Here is a 15572-nt window from a genome sequence, read left to right on the forward strand (position 1 = left end):
AAATTGTATGTAGCTGGATTCAGCATTATTTATTAACGCCTCAACCCAGCTTGTTCATAACAGCTTGCTTCTGCACTAGGTGGCGCTCGCCAAATTGCGATCGCCAAGGAATTTCAATGATAAACTCAGTACCTCTCCCAACCTCGGAAGTGCAGCGCAAATAACCTTCATGGGCTTGAATAATCTGATAAGAAATCGCCAAACCCAGCCCGGTACCAGCACCGATAGGTTTCGTTGTATAAAATGGATCGTAAATTTTAGCGATCGCATCATAATCTATGCCAGTGCCATTATCAGCAATGTGAATCTGCACCCACTTGCCATCAACTAAAAGCGTGCGGATGCGAATTTTTAGCAGTGGGCAATGGGCATTTTGTAAGTTGTCAGATAAATTATTTTCCCAATAGCCGTTGGTCAAATCTCCCTGCTGTGCCATCTGTTCTAAAGCATCAATAGCATTAGAACAAATATTCATAAATACTTGGTTAAGCTGCCCAGCGTAGCATTCCAATAGTGGCAAATCTCCATACTCTTTAATCACTTGAATCGGCGGACGGTTTGGTTGTTCTTTCAAGCGGTGCTGCAAAATCATTAAAGTGCTATCGAGTCCTTCATGAATATTTACCTTTTTCATGTCGGCTTCGTCTAACCGGGAGAAAGTTCGTAAAGATTTAACAATTTCCCTAATTCGCTCTGCTCCAATTCTGATTGAACCAAAAAGTTTTTGCAAGTCTTTTAAAATAAAATCGAGTTCGATAGTGTGAATTTTGTCTGCAATTTCCGGCGCAGGAGTGGGGTAATAAACTTGATAAGCCTTAATCAATTCCAAAATATCTTTAATGTATTCCTCCGCCGGAATCAGATTGCCATAAATGAAGTTAACAGGGTTATTGATTTCGTGAGCAACGCCAGCTACCATTTGTCCCAAAGAGGACATTTTTTCAGTTTGCACAAGTTGAGTTTGGGCGCCTTTGAGTTGTTGCAGAGTCTTTTCTAGCTGCTGAGTTTGTTCGAGCAGTTTAGCTTCCGAGTGCCGCAATGAATTTTCAGCCAAGGAGCGATCGCGATTTTCTTGTAGCAAAAGTTCATTGGTTGATTCTAAAGCCAGCGTCCTCTCCAGAACCCGTTTTTCCAATTCCAGCATTAATTCTGAGAGTGCTTCCTGAGCTTGTTTGCGATCGCCAACCTCATTTTGTAAAGCCAAATTGGCCGCCGCCAATTGATCGGGACTGGGGATAGCCAAGATTTTTGGGATTAGTTCCACCAGCACTGCTGCTGTACATAGCGAAATCAGCGCCGTAATCCCTTTAAGAAAAACCAGAGAACCAATAATTAGGATGCCACAGCGTCCATATTTCCATAATATGGGTAATGCCGCAGCAGACAATAAAAGAGCCAAACAACATGAAAATCCAGTCAAAAGGCACGTCTTTCCGCTTCTTGACAATATAAATCAGCGTGATGGGTATCAAAAAATAAGCGGTGGCAATCAAGGCATCGGACAAAATGTGCAGCCCCACTAATCCAGGCTTCCACAAGTAGCAATGACCGTGAGGAATAAAATAATTTGGGAACATTTTATGAACCATTTGCATCTAATCAACTCGGTTATTTGCTAATATTGGTAGTCCTATTTAGGTAAGGATGGATATAGCTCTTTTCCTGTATGTAAGGCTTTCAGAGCTTGGAGCCAACCTTACAGACCTGAAGTATCCTGGCTTTTTTAATGTATTTGCAGCTACAAAGCCAAGACATTAACGAAATAATCAGCACTTTGAACCCTGTCCTGAGCAGATACTTGGATCTTTCTACATGGTAGTAAATCAATGAACTCCAGACTGCCAAGGAATTTCAACCATCCTTACCTTTAGGGCACTACCCTAATATTTTGTATAGGGATTACAGGAGGAGTGTCAAACCTGCTGGCACAAAAAGAAGAATTAGGCTTTTAAACTTAACACTTGTGATGAGTAGATACAGCGATCTGAAACTACCTTTAATTAAATTAACATCAATCCACTAAGCTTTAGCAAGGTCAACTGTCACATTTTTAATTGTTGCTTTACGACCAAATGTGACACCTGCATGACATTTTGGCGAATTCGCTTTGAAAAACTGAGCACTGCTACCTGAAAGGGAACTCAGCCAACGCCTCTTGAAATTGGGTTATGGCGCTCAGCATAGGTGTCAACTTAAGTCTAGATCCCCCCTAGCCCCCCTTAAGAAGGGGGGAACCGGAAGTTATCAAAGTCCCCCTTCTTAAGGGGGATTTAGGGAGATCTCGCCAGAGGATAAAAGCGAGATGTCTCAGGTTTCATACTTAAGTTGACACGCCTTTGGGCGCTCAGTGACCAGTAAATCCTTTATTGATATTGGTGCGCCGCGGTGAGATTTAACGGATTTGACCTGTTATTCCCTGAGAAATGTAGGTACAGGCTGGCGTCGCAATCCAATAGGCGATCGGCTTTACAGTCAATCATAAGTGATAATATCAACGATATACTTACTTATAATTGCAAATTATGACGATAGATGAGGTAATACAGCTAACTCGTGCCCGATCGCAAAAAGACTTACATCCCGTACAAGAAATCATACTCCGCCAAGTTTGGGAAGGAAAGACTTATACAAGCATCGCATCTGCCTCTCATTACGGAGAGCATTACCTGAGAAACATCGCCTCCGGTTTGTGGCAATTTCTCTCTGAAATCTTGCAGACACCTATTAGTAAATCAAATTTTCGCTCCTCTCTAGAATCGCGTTCCTTGACTGCGAAGGAACAAAAATTAATTGAAGAATTCACCCGCAGCCAATGCCTAGTAACACCTTTAGAATATCCCGGCTCTCCCGTACCCCTCGGTTCGCCATTTTATATTCCTCACCCGCTAATTCAAAAACTCGCGTATCAAGAAATTGCCAAACCTGGAAGTGTTCTGCGGATTAAAGCTCCCAGGAAGATGGGTAAAAGTTCCCTCCTGCTACGGATTTTAGATCGCGCTAATTCTCTTGGCTGCCGAACTGTAAGTTTGGATTTTCAGCAAGCCGAGGAAGCTGTTTTAGACAACCTAGATAAATTTTTACGGTGGTTTTGTGCGAACATCAGCCGTCACCTAGAATTGCCACCTCTATTAGATGATTATTGGGATGAAGATATGGGTAGCAAAGTAAGCTGTACCATTTATTTGCAACAATATATATTAACTGAAATTAATAGCCCTCTGGTTTTAGCTTTAAATGAAGTCAATAGAATTTTTGAGTATCCCAAAATTGCTAGAGAATTTTTGCCACTGCTGCGAAGCTGGCATGAAGAAGCAAAGCGGACTGAAACTTTGGGAAAACTGCGGTTAATCGTCCTTCATTCCACAGAAATTTATATTCCTTTAAAGCTCACTGAATCGCCTTTTAATGTCGGTTTGCCGCTGCAATTGCCCTATTTTACAGAAGAGCAGATACTTGCTTTAGCGCAGCGTTACGGACTGGATTGGACAGATAGCCCCGATGCCAAGCGACTGATGGCAATGGTGGGGGGACATCCTTATCTGGTACGGCTCGCTTTTTACCACCTCTGTCAAAAGGCTATAACGCTAGATCAGCTTCTACAAGAAGCTCCCACAATAGGAGGAATTTATAAAGATTACTTGCGGAGTTTTTGGGTGACATTGCAAGAAGATCCCGAACTCGCAATTGCACTTAAACAAGTCGTAAAATCTGAGCGTGGCGTGGAATTAGATCCGATAGTAGCTTCTAAATTAGTTAGTATGGGTCTGATTAATATCGATAACAACCGCTGTATGCTGAGCTGCGAGTTGTATCGCCTGTATTTTGGTTCCCACAATTTTATTTAAATCGAGGTTTTAGAGTTTATTTGTGTAAGTTATATTAGAATCAAGCGATCGCACCACATCCTCACCTCTCAATAGATTCATTACATACTCACCTTTAAACCAACCTATAAACGGCATGACCAAAATTACATACCAAATTGGCGGCAGTCTCGCCAATGATGCACCTACTTATGTAGTGCGACAAGCAGATTCCGAACTCTATCAAGCCTTAAAAAACGGCGAGTTTTGTTACGTCCTCAACTCGCGACAAATGGGAAAATCTTCCCTATTAGTCCGCACCCAACACCGATTACAAGCAGAAGGCTGCCAATGCAGCACCATTGACATGACCCGCATTGGCAGCGAAAATATTACCCCTTTACAATGGTATAAAGGCATAGTTGGGGAACTTTGGCGCAGCTTCAATCTCTTAGGAAAGATGAACTTAAAAACCTGGTGGCGCGACGAAGAAGATATCTCCCTGCTTCAGAGATTGAGTAATTTTATTGAAGATATCCTACTCGTCAAATTTCCTCAAGATAGAATTTTTATATTTATTGATGAAATTGACAGTATTCTCGGTCTAGATTTCTCCGTTGATGATTTTTTTGCCTTAATCCGGTTTTGCTACAATCAACGAGCGATTAATCCAGAATATAATCGCATTTGTTTTGCAATCTTTGGCGTAGCGACACCGAGCGATTTAATTGCTGATAAAAAACGGACACCTTTTAATATTGGTCGTGCTATAGATTTGCGGGGTTTTGAACTGCACGAAGCCCAGCCATTAGTAGAGGGATTGGTAAGTAGAGTGAGTAATCCTCAAACAGTTATCAAACAGATATTGTTTTGGACTTCAGGACAGCCATTTTTAACGCAAAAGCTGTGTAATTTAGCTTATAGAGCCAGCCGGGAAGCGGCGCGAGGCTTAGTAAATATTCCACCAGGAACGGAGGCATTTTGGGTGGATAATTTAGTGCAAAAAAATATTGTTACTAAGTGGGAATCCCAAGATGAACCAGAGCATTTAAAAACAATACGCGATCGCATCCTTCGTAACGAACAGCGTGCTGGTAGATTACTCGGTATCTACCAACAAATTTTGGAATCAGAATCATTTTCAATGGTACTAGGAGGTATTTTAACCGATGATTCTCCAGAACAAATCGAACTATTATTATCAGGATTAGTAGTTAAAGAGAATGGTTATTTGCAGGTAAAAAACAGGATTTATGCTGAAGTTTTTAACCTTGAATGGGTAGAGAAACAATTATGGCAACTGCGCCCTTACTCGCAAACCTTCGATGCTTGGATTGCTTCACAACAAACAGATTATTCGCGGCTATTGCGCGGGCAAGCTTTAAAAGATGCCCAAATCTGGGCGCAAGAAAAAAGCTTGAGCAACCTAGACTATCAATTTTTAGCTGCTAGTGCCGAACTAGACAGGCGAGAAGTTCAACAAGCTTTAGAAGCAGAACGCACTAAAGAAGTTGAAGCACGACTAATAGAGGAACATAAGCGATTAATTCAAGAGAAAACAGCAGCCAAACGACAGAGAAGATTACTATTTGCAGTTAGTATTGCACTGCTGCTTGCCTGTGGTTTAGGAGTAACAAGTTATTTTCAATACCGACGTGCAGCTATTAGCGAACGCGAAGCAAGAATTAGCGAAATTCAAGCGCTGGTTTCTTCTTCTGAGGGACTGTTTGCCTCTAATCGCCGATTGGATGCACTAATAGAAGCGATTAAAGCTAAACGCAGACTGCAAAAGTTAGGCAATACAGACACAAATATTGAACATCAAGTTATCAATGTATTGCGGCAAGCAGTTTATGAAGGCGATGAATACAACCGTTTATCGGGACATAAAGCGGCGGTGATGACTGTCGATATTAGTCCTGACAGTAAGCTAATTGCCTCTGGAAGTGTAGATAAAACTATCAAACTGTGGGGGAGGGATGGTACAGAAGTGGCAACCCTCAAAGGTCATCAGGCGATCGTGAGATCGGTTAAATTTAGCCCTGATGGTCAGTTAATTGCTTCTGGAAGTGATGATGGTACTGTGAAATTATGGCAACAAGACGGCACGTTGTTAAAAACTTTTCAAGGTCACAGTGCTGGCATTTGGCTAGTAGCATTTAGCCCCGATGGTCAAACTATTGCCTCTGCTAGTGTGGACACAACTGTAAAACTTTGGCAAAAAGACGGAAGTTTGCTGAAAACTCTCCAAGGTCATACTGCTGGGGTATCCTCAGTAGCATTTAGTCCCGATGGTGAAACGATTGCCTCTGCCAGTGGAGACAAAACGGTAAAACTTTGGCACAAAAACGGCACTTTGCTAAGAACTCTTCAGGGTCATACTGCTGTGGTATCCTCAGTAGCGTTTAGTCCCGATGGTCAAACTATTGCCTCTGCCAGTGGAGACAAAACGATAAAACTTTGGAATAAAAACGGCACTTTGCTAAGAACTTTTCAGGGTCATACTGCTGTAATATCAGCCGTTGTGTTTAGTCCAGACGGTCAAATTATCGCCTCAGCAAGTCGAGATAAAACGGTAAAAGTTTGGAATATTGACGGCACAGAATTGATGACATTTAGAGGTCATAGTGCTGGGATTTGGGGGATAGCTTGGAGTCCTGACGGCAGCTTTATTGCTTCGGCGGGTGCAGAAAATAGCGTCATATTATGGCGAAGTCAAAATCCATTGCGTAAGATGATTACTGCACATAAAGCTGGGATTTGGGCTTTAGATATTAGTGCTGATAGTTCTACAATTGCCACAGGTAGCGAGGATGGCACGACTAAAATTTGGAGTCGGCAAGGTAAATTGGTAGCAACTTTGAGCGAACAAGATGCTGCGATTTATGCAGTTGCTCTGAGTCACGACAATCAGTTAATTGCTTTTGCGAAAAACGATAATATTGTGAATATCTGGGATCGTAAAGGCGTTTTGCGGGAAAGTTTTGTAGGTCATAGCGCTAGACTGACTGGATTAGCTTTCAGTCCTGACGATCGCACGATCGCATCCGCAAGTCAAGATAATACGATTAAGCTTTGGCGGCATAACAGCATTTGTAGGGGGGAAACATCCGCCGCCAAATCTCTAGGCAACACCAATAGATGCGCCCCTATCACCCTCATAGGACATCATACTCCTATTTGGCAGGTAGTATTTAGCCCCGACGGTCAATTAATTGCCTCCGCAGGGGGAGATGGTACTGTAAAGTTATGGAAGCTTGATGGTACGTTAGCGAGAACTTTCCGAGGTCATCAAGCTGCGGTATGGAGAGTGGCATTTAGCCCTGACGGTAAGATGGTCGCTTCTGGCAGTGGGGATAATACGATTAAGCTTTGGACTATTGATGGCAAGTTGTTAAGAACTATTGAAGGTCATCAAGCTGCGGTATGGGGAGTGGCGTTTAGTCCTGATGGTCAAATGATTGCTTCTGGCAGTGTGGATAATACAGTAAAGCTTTGGAAACTTGACGGTACGGAATTAACAACTCTCAGAGGTCACAGTGCGGCGATTAGGGGAGTGGCTTATAGTTCTGATGGGACGTTTGTGGCTTCCGTTAGTGAGGATAACACGCTGATTCTGTGGAATGTGCAGCGAATTCTGAGTCTGGATTTATGGAGTTATGGGTGCGATCGCGTGGGGGATTATTTGCGGGTGAATGCGGAGGTGGAAAAGGGCGATCGCTTATTGTGCTCGCGCAACTGAGATGCTCCCCCTTCGAGTTTCACACCCGAAGCGGTTAAAACCAATTTTTTATGAGGCTGCACATATCTCGATCCCCCCTAGCCCCCCTTAATAAGGGGGGGACAAGAATGCTCTCAAAGTCTCCCTTGCTTTCGGGGGATTTAGGGGGATCGAGATATGTGCAACTTCACGTTAAATTGGTATAAAACCGCCGCATGATACGCCGAAGCATAAAAGGGGTCACTACAGAGTAATGAAATCGCTAGCGGTGAGAGTACCGGGTGCTACACCGTTAAGCTTAGCTAACAATTGATTAGTTCCAGTCACACTAATCAAAGTTTGATTGTTGCTAGACGTAATACTGAGTTGATTGAAACTCAAACTGGGATTCAACCCAATTAAATCCTCGCCCTTGTGGAAATCAGTAATGATATCGCTACCCAAACCTTGATTTAGCAGAAATACATCATTTCCCGAACCTCCAGTCAATGTATCGTCCCCAACATCCCCGGAAAGGAAATCGGAACCGCTGCCACCGCTGAGAATATCATTACCTTTGCCGCCGTAAAGCGTATCGTTACCAATGTCGCCGCAGAGTACATCATTCTCATTGTTGCCGAACAGCAAATCATTGCCCTCGCCGCCATCGAGACTGTCGTTTTCTTTGCCTCCGTAAAGCGTATCATTTCCCGACCCGCCAAAAATCAGGTCTGTACCTTCATTGCCAAACACAATATCGTTGCCATTCCCAGCATTAATTGTGTCATTTCCCAAGTTGCCTAAAATGTAGTCGTCGCCATCTTCACCCAGCAAAATATCGTCATCTTTGCCGCCAAAAATGGTATCGTTGCCCAACCCACCAGCAACAGTATCTTTGCCGATATCTCCCCTCAAAAAGTCCTCGCCATCTCCGCCAACAACAGTGTCATTGTCTTTGCCGCCGTAGATGGTATCGTTGCCAGCGTCGCCAGAGATGAAATCGCTGCCTTCATTGCCGAAGATTGAGTCGTTATCTGCACCGCCTTGAATGTTGTCATTGCCGCCCATGCCGTAGAGAGTATCGTTGCCGGCTTGTCCGTTAATTGAGTCGTTGATGTTACCGCCCATGATGAAATCGGTAGTGTCGCCGCCGTTGATAGTTTGTTGGACGGGGTTGGGGGTGATGGCAGCAGAGTCGAGATCTGGGGCGGTCAGGTCATCTAGCAGGCAATCATCTTTGTCGGGTGTGGGTGTCGGAGTTGGTACAGGTATCGGAGTCGGAGTCGGTGCAGGTATCGGAGTCGGAGTCGGTGCAGGTGTTGGAGTTGGAGTTGGAGTTGGAGTTGGAGTTGGAGTTGGAGTTGGAGTCGGAGTTGGTGTGGGAGTCGGTGTCGGCGTGACTGTAGTTGTGAATTCAAAAGCGCCGATATCGACGATCGCACTTCCGTTACCATCACCATCAGCCGGGCGAGTCACACCGCGCTGATCCTTAGCTGGCGCACCCGCACCAGTACCTGTGTCAATGGCAGGACTTCCGACTAGCAGCGGCAGCACGAAAGCGCCGTTAATATTTTGCAAAGGGCCGAGTTTCGGATCTGCGATCGTAATACTTGCCGTCGCATTATTGTCATTAGGATCGCCCGTCGTCAGTTTAGCAGGAAATTGCAGATTATTTCCCCCGTCAATTAGTGCCCTTCCAGTTTGGTATTTAACTTTAAAAGGATTGCCAGCCGTATTGCTATCAAAAATCGAATTCTTGACAGTAATTGGCTGATTTCCAAAAGTCGCAATACCGCCAGAATACTCTCCAGCAGTGTTCTTGGCTAAAGTCGAGTTGACAATGTTAGTGGAAAAGGAATCTCTGTTGCCGACAACTATTCCCCCGCCCTGTTTAGCAGCGGTATTGCCGGAAAACGTACTGTTTACAATGCTGACATTTCCATCTTCTCCTATCCACAAACCGCCACCGTTATCATCCGCTGTGTTGTTGGCAAAAGTGGTATTTGTTACTGTCAAATCAACATTTCCGTGGCGGACTCCGCCGCCAGAACCTCCTTGGCCTGCTGCATTTTTGATAGCCTTGTTGTTAACAAAAGTGCTATTTTCCAAAACTACTTTGTCTTGGTTGTAACCAAACAAAAAGGATCCACCTCCTTCTCCTGTCCCGATATTGCCGTCAAAAGTGCTGCCTCGGATGATAATATTGCCAGCAACAGGGCCCGGAGTTGCATTGGGGCCCGAAGCATTAGCGCCATCGACGTAAACCGCCCCGCCAGGGCCTTTATCTGTGCGGTTGCCAGTGAATTTAGAGTTTTCGATCGTCATGCTGCCCAACAGGTTATTCACAGCCCCGCCGTAGCTGCCTTTGTTGTTGGTAAATTCGCTATCTCTGATATTCAGAACACCGCCGCTTTTAGTAGCGATCGCCCCGCCGCCGCGTTCGGTATTGCTAGCCAAAGAACCGTCATTGCCACTAAACTTGCTGTTAATTACTGTTGTGGTGCTGCGAAAACCCGTGTAAATTCCGCCGCCGAAACCGGCAACATTATTGTTGACTTGGCAATTTTCTAAAGTTAAAGTGCTGTTACCGCCAGTTTGAATGCCGCCGCCGCTGCTAGTTGTCTCGTTATTGGGATCGGTTCCCGAAACTTTGCCATTGGCAACAATCAGGTTTTTTAGAGTAACATTTGTTGAACCTTCGGTGAGGATTACCCGCGAAGTGTTGTTGCCACTGATGGTTAAATTACTAGCACTAATTGCATCAATTGTCAAGTTTTTGTTGATGACAAGTTGACCGGAAGTCAGAGTAATTGTTTGATTGGCAAGAGTGGAGGCAAATTGAATGGTGTCGCCGGCTGCTGCGGAGGCGATCGCACTTCTCAAGGAACCGGGCCCGCTATCATTATTGTTGGTAACGGTAACAGTCGCTAAAGTCCCTTGGTAATTTGCCATTGCTTCTGGAGTCAACGCTAGCGGTGCTTCAATATCACCCTTGGTAAACTCCAAATTCCAGTTACCACCGCGGCCAGTGCGATCGCTAGATGCCGCAATATCAGCCCCGGTTAACTCCGAAAGGCGATCGACAAAATCGCTTCCATCACCCGCAGCCACATCGCAACCATAAAGCATGATATCAGCTTGGTCGCTCAGTGCAGTGCGCCACCCTTGCAACTGGCTTTCATACTGCGGCAAATTATCGGAATTCAACGTCGCCGAACCTAGCTGCAAACTGCCAGAATTCCCGTGAGAAAAAATGTGAATTTGGTCTACAGTTCCCCCCGCAGCAGCAATTGTTTGCAGTTTCGCAGTAATTTGCTCGACTCCGTTGCTATTTTTATCTAAAATGATTGTCTCAGCATTCCCGATCACGCCCCCCGCCAGGGTTTGATAGTCATCTAAGTCCGAGTCAATGAAGACAAGAGATTTAGAACGAGACTTGCCGAGAACAGACTGTGAATCAATACTGGTAAAAGTTGAGTTCATTTTGCATACCCTATGATCGTGTTTACTATTTGCTGGTAGATTCACCTTCAAGGCAGAAGGATCTCTGATGCTGCCTTCACTCGGTCGAATTAAAACCTCCGCGATAAATCGGGGGATTTCAATTAAGAAGAAAACCAGGTTTTCCTCGATGATTTAAATTCGTGAAGTGCATCAAAATTCAAATTCTGGTAGGTGGCAATTGCTGTTATTTCAATTAACCGTAGAGGATGTAATGTCAATCCTGAAAAGAGATGCTGCGGTTCCGAATTACTGAGGATTGATTTAGCGCTGCATACATTCGTCTTACCTAGAACCATAAAATCTGCACTCCTGCTCGGTCAATCTCACCTGGAAAGCGCGATCGCAAAAAGTTCCAAAAAATCCGAAATTTAGGTAACTAACAGTAGGGTGCGTCAGGGAGAAAATCCTTGGTCTTTCGTCAAAACATTCAGCCCTGACGCACCTACAAAAACTAACAGATGTCGTGCCAGTAGTAAGGTGCGCGTTCACACCCTACCAGAGGCAATTAGATTGTTACCTGAGTGAAATCGCTAGCAGCGAGAGTACCGGGTAAACCGTTCAGTTTCGCTAACAATTGATTAGTCCCAGTGACGCTAATCAAAGTTTGATTGTTGCTAGACGTAATACTGAGTTGATTGAAACTCAAACCGGGAGCCAATCCAATTAAATCCTCGCCCTTGCGGAAATCAGTAATGATGTCGCTACCCACACTTTTAGTTAGGAAAAACACATCACTTCCCGAACCGCCAGTCAAAGTATCATCTCCTACATCGCCGGAAAGGAAATCGGAACCAGCACCGCCAATGAGGAGATCGTTACCCTTACCGCCGTAAAGCGTATCATTACCGACGTTGCCCGCAAGCACATCGTTTTCATTGTTACCGAATAGCAAGTCGTTGCCCTCACCGCCAGCGAGACTGTCGTTGTCTTTGCCACCGTAAAGAGTGTCATTTTCCGCCTCACCAAAAATCAGGTCTGCACCTTCATTGCCGAACACAAGATCGTTGCCGTTTCCAGCACTAATTGTGTCATTTCCTAAGTTACCCAAAAGGTAGTCGTCCCCATCTTCACCGAGCAAGATATCGTCATCTTTGCCGCCAAAAATAGTGTCGTTGCCCATACCGCCGGCAACAGTATCTTTGCCGAGATCTCCCATTAACGAGTCGTTGCCATCCCCGCCAACAATAGTGTCATTATCTTTGCCGCCACTGACGGTATCGTTGCCAGCGCCACCTTGGATAAAATCGTTGCCATTATTGCCGAAGAGCAAGTCATTATCCGCACCACCATCAATGTTGTCATTGCCGCCCATGCCGTAGAGAGTGTCGTTACCGGCAAGTCCGTTAATCGACTCGTTGATGCCACCGCCCATGATGAAATCGTCTGTGTTACCGCCGTTGAGAGTTTGTTGGGCGGGGTTGGGGGCGATCGTAGCAGGGTCGAGTTGCGGGGGGTTGAGACCATCCAGCGGGGAACCATCCCCAGCCGGAGTTGGAGTCGGCGCGGGTGTGGGAGTCGGCGCCGGAGTTGGTGTGGGAGTTGGAGTTGGCGCGGGTGTGGGAGTCGGCGCCGGAGTTGGTGTGGGAGTTGGAGTTGGCGCAGGTGTGGGAGTTGGCGCCGGAGTTGGTGTGGGAGTGGGAGTTGGCGCAGGTGTGGGAGTTGGCGCCGGAGTCGGTGTGGGAGTGGGAGTTGGCGCAGGTGTGGGAGTTGGCGCCGGAGTCGGTGTGGGAGTTGGAGTTGGCGCGGGCGTTGGAGTCGGCGCCGGAGTCGGTGTGGGTACGACTGCACTGCTGTATTCAAAAGAGCCACTGTCAACGATCGCACCTGGAATGGTATCGCCATCTTGAGGGCGAGTCACACCACGCTGATCCGCAGCAGGCGCACCACTTGCAACCCCTTTATCAATTGCCGGACTTCCGAGCAGCAGAGGCCTGACGAAAGCGCCGTTGATATTTTGCAGAGGGCCGAGTTTGGCGTCTGCGATCGTCACACTTGCCGTAGCATTGACATCGCTGCCGTCATTGGGGTTTTTTGCAGGCCATTGAAAATTCCCTCCTTGATCGGCGTATTGGGCAGTGACGTGTTGCTGAATTCCCCAAGGGTTTCCTCCGTTAGCCGCTGTATTGTTGGAAAAAATCGTGTTTTTGAGGGTGACATTATTGGCATCGGCGAAGATACCTCCACCAACCCAGCCGGCGCTATTATCGGCGATCGTCGTGTTGACAATAGTTGTAGGTGCACCAAGAGTCATTGCACCGCCGAGTTTGTTGAAATCACCAGCAGCAAACACCGTGGAGTTGCCAGAAAACGTACTGTTAGTAATCGTAGCAGGGGCATTGCTTGTCCACAGACCACCACCTTGATTGTTGGCTTTGTTGCCAGCAAAGGTGGTGTTGGTAATGGTCAATCCCTGGTTGGTGCTGTCGCTCAAATTCGTTACCGCACCACCGTTTCCAGAACCTCCACCGTTGGGTAGCGCCAGAATTTCGTTATTTTGGAAGGTGCTATTTTCCAAAATTACCTTGTCTTGGCTGCCGGTGAACAGATAAGCTGCTCCTCCTTCGCCCCGACCTTTATTGTCTTGAAATACGCTGCCACTAATCCGAATTGTGCCGGAAGCTTCAGTTGTAGAACTAGCTCTGTCTGTGTAAACTGCGCCACCAAAACCCCTTAAAAAGGGATTATCTTGGCCTGTTGCGTAAACGGCTGCGGTGGTGTCGTTGCCGATGAATCGGGAGTTTTCAATTGTTAACTTGCCTTGAAGGCTGTTAATTGCTCCACCATTAATTCCTTTGTTGTTGGTGAAGTCGCTGTTGGTGACAGTAAAAGTTTTGGAGCTCAAAAAGCCGATCGCACCTGCACCGCGTTCGTCATTACCTGCGGTGGCGATGTTGCCGTTAAATTTACTGTTCGATACTGCCAGGGTATTGTTGAAATTACCGAAAATTGCGCCACCACCTTGATCGGCAACGTTGTTATTGAACTGAACGTTGTCTACTGTGAGGCTTACTTCGTCGGTTGTGCCGATCGCGCCACCTGTCCCAGTCGTTTTACCGTTGACAATAGAGAGATTTTTGACGGCAAAATTCGTGGCAGTCACAACGTTTGCATTGACAAAAAAGGCGCGGGATGCGTTATTACCGCTGATGGTTAAACCCGCGGCTGCCGTGCCGTCAATCGTGATATTTTTGCCAGCAGGAATATCGAGTTGACCGCTGGTGAGGGTGATGGTTTGACCAGCCAAACCGGGAGCGAAGGTAATTGTATCACCAGCTACAGCGGAGGCGATCGCAGCCCTTAACGAACCTGCTCCGCTATCGCTATTGTTGGCTACAACGATAGTAGCTAAATCACCTTGGTAATTTGCCATTGCCGAAGACTGTAAAGCTAAAGGAGATTCTATTTGACCCTTAGCAAATTCTAAGTTCCAGTCGCCGTCTTTGCCGGTGATATTGGTAGACGCGGCAACGTCAGCTCCAGTAAATTCACTGAATTTGTTAACGAAATTAGCACCTGTACCTGCTGCTACATCGCAGCCGTACAGCATGATGTCTGCTTGTGGGGCGAGTGAAGTTTGCCACTTTTCCAACTGGCTTTTATATTGCTCGATGTTATCTGAACCCAGAGCGGTATTACCCAGTTGTACGCTGCCAGAACTCCCGTGAGAAATAATGTGAACCGAATCGATCGCCCCATTACTAGAGGCATATTTTCCAATTTCAGAGGTAATTTCTTCGATGCCATTTTTAGTGCGATCGAGTATTACCACCTGCTGTCCTGGCAGCACTCCTGCGGCAATTGACTCGTAATCTTCCACACCAGAATCAATGAAGACTAAGGAACGGGGTGGCAGTTTTTCTAAAGAAAGTTGTGAGTTAACTTGAGCGAACGTAGAACTCATATTTGATACTCCATTATGGGCGTTATTGGTAGATACAGCCCTAGAGTAATCTTATCAGTCTTGTTTGATTACATATTAACACAAATTTTTGGTTTAGTGCAATATTGAAAAGTTTTTTTTGAACATCTTTTGATCCGGATTTACTTTTGAGCGCTTGTAGGAACTGGGATTTTTGACTGCAATCACTGGGGAGTAAATAACAAAAATTATCGGGAACATTTAAATAAATTTAGCTTCTACTAGCCGAATTTTGTCATAAAAATGGGCGGTTGAAATAGTATCTATACAAACAAAACCCGATTTCAGAAAGGTTGAATATCGGGCGGTTTAAATTACCTTATTTTCTTTACCCCACGGAGGTGAAATACCCTTCCCGAAGGCTAAAGCGTTTTTATAGACGCGGTTTTAACCGCCGTCTAATCTGATATTAAATGTTGGTTAATCGATCGCAATTAAGTTGTTTTTGTGCTGCCGCGCGTACTTTGGGAAATGCCGTAGTTACTACAAAGGTTATGAGAATTATTGAGCGGGAGTTGATCTGATCGATCGCACATTCAGTCAAATTTAATCGTTGATTGCGATCGCCCCTACATCCGCTAATGAGCGTTGCACTCTAGCCAGTTGCCCTCAGCACGCTCCACATCCTCAATTAAATCTCTCCTTA

General features: G+C 45.6%; 4 protein-coding genes and 1 pseudogene. 2 read left to right on the forward strand and 3 right to left on the reverse strand.

Going from position 1 to position 15572, the window contains the following annotated elements; genetic code table 11:
* Positions 1 to 40 precede the first annotated feature (40 nt).
* A pseudogene (locus QUB52_RS02725) lies at positions 41 to 1595 on the reverse strand (sensor histidine kinase).
* Between the two features lie 927 nt (positions 1596 to 2522).
* Here QUB52_RS02725 and QUB52_RS02735 point away from each other — a divergent pair.
* Positions 2523 to 3845 carry an AAA-like domain-containing protein gene (locus tag QUB52_RS02735; RefSeq protein ID WP_265235763.1) on the forward strand — a complete coding sequence of 441 codons (1323 nt, stop codon included), beginning with the start codon at positions 2523 to 2525 and terminating at the stop codon, positions 3843 to 3845.
* 115 nt (positions 3846 to 3960) lie between these two features.
* Positions 3961 to 7545 carry an AAA-like domain-containing protein gene (locus tag QUB52_RS02740; RefSeq protein WP_332965679.1) on the forward strand — a complete coding sequence of 1195 codons (3585 nt, stop codon included), beginning with the start codon at positions 3961 to 3963 and terminating at the stop codon, positions 7543 to 7545.
* Positions 7546 to 7767: 222 nt separating this feature from the next.
* On the opposite strand, the gene QUB52_RS02745 is transcribed toward QUB52_RS02740, so the two are convergent.
* Both QUB52_RS02745 and QUB52_RS02750 read right to left on the reverse strand, forming a co-directional pair.
* Positions 7768 to 10986: a DUF4347 domain-containing protein gene (locus tag QUB52_RS02745; protein WP_332972359.1), complete on the reverse strand. Its 3219-nt coding sequence runs from the start codon at positions 10984 to 10986 to the stop codon at positions 7768 to 7770.
* A gap of 526 nt (positions 10987 to 11512) precedes the next feature.
* Positions 11513 to 14908 (reverse strand): DUF4347 domain-containing protein, encoded by a 3396-nt coding sequence (locus QUB52_RS02750; protein ID WP_265235766.1) that lies wholly within the window; start codon positions 14906 to 14908, stop codon positions 11513 to 11515.
* Positions 14909 to 15572 lie beyond the last annotated feature (664 nt).

The organism is Microcoleus sp. A6-C6 (genome assembly GCF_036705955.1).
Lineage (GTDB): Bacteria > Cyanobacteriota > Cyanobacteriia > Cyanobacteriales > Microcoleaceae > Microcoleus.

Bases quoted from the DNA above. Each gene is read 5' to 3' on its own strand.
- QUB52_RS02735 (WP_265235763.1), top strand. From the start codon at position 2,523: ATGACGATAGATGAGGTAATACAGCTAACTCGTGCCCGATCGCAAAAA.
- QUB52_RS02740 (WP_332965679.1), top strand. From the start codon at position 3,961: ATGACCAAAATTACATACCAAATTGGCGGCAGTCTCGCCAATGATGCA.
- QUB52_RS02745 (WP_332972359.1), bottom strand. From the start codon at position 10,986: ATGAACTCAACTTTTACCAGTATTGATTCACAGTCTGTTCTCGGCAAG.
- QUB52_RS02750 (WP_265235766.1), bottom strand. From the start codon at position 14,908: ATGAGTTCTACGTTCGCTCAAGTTAACTCACAACTTTCTTTAGAAAAA.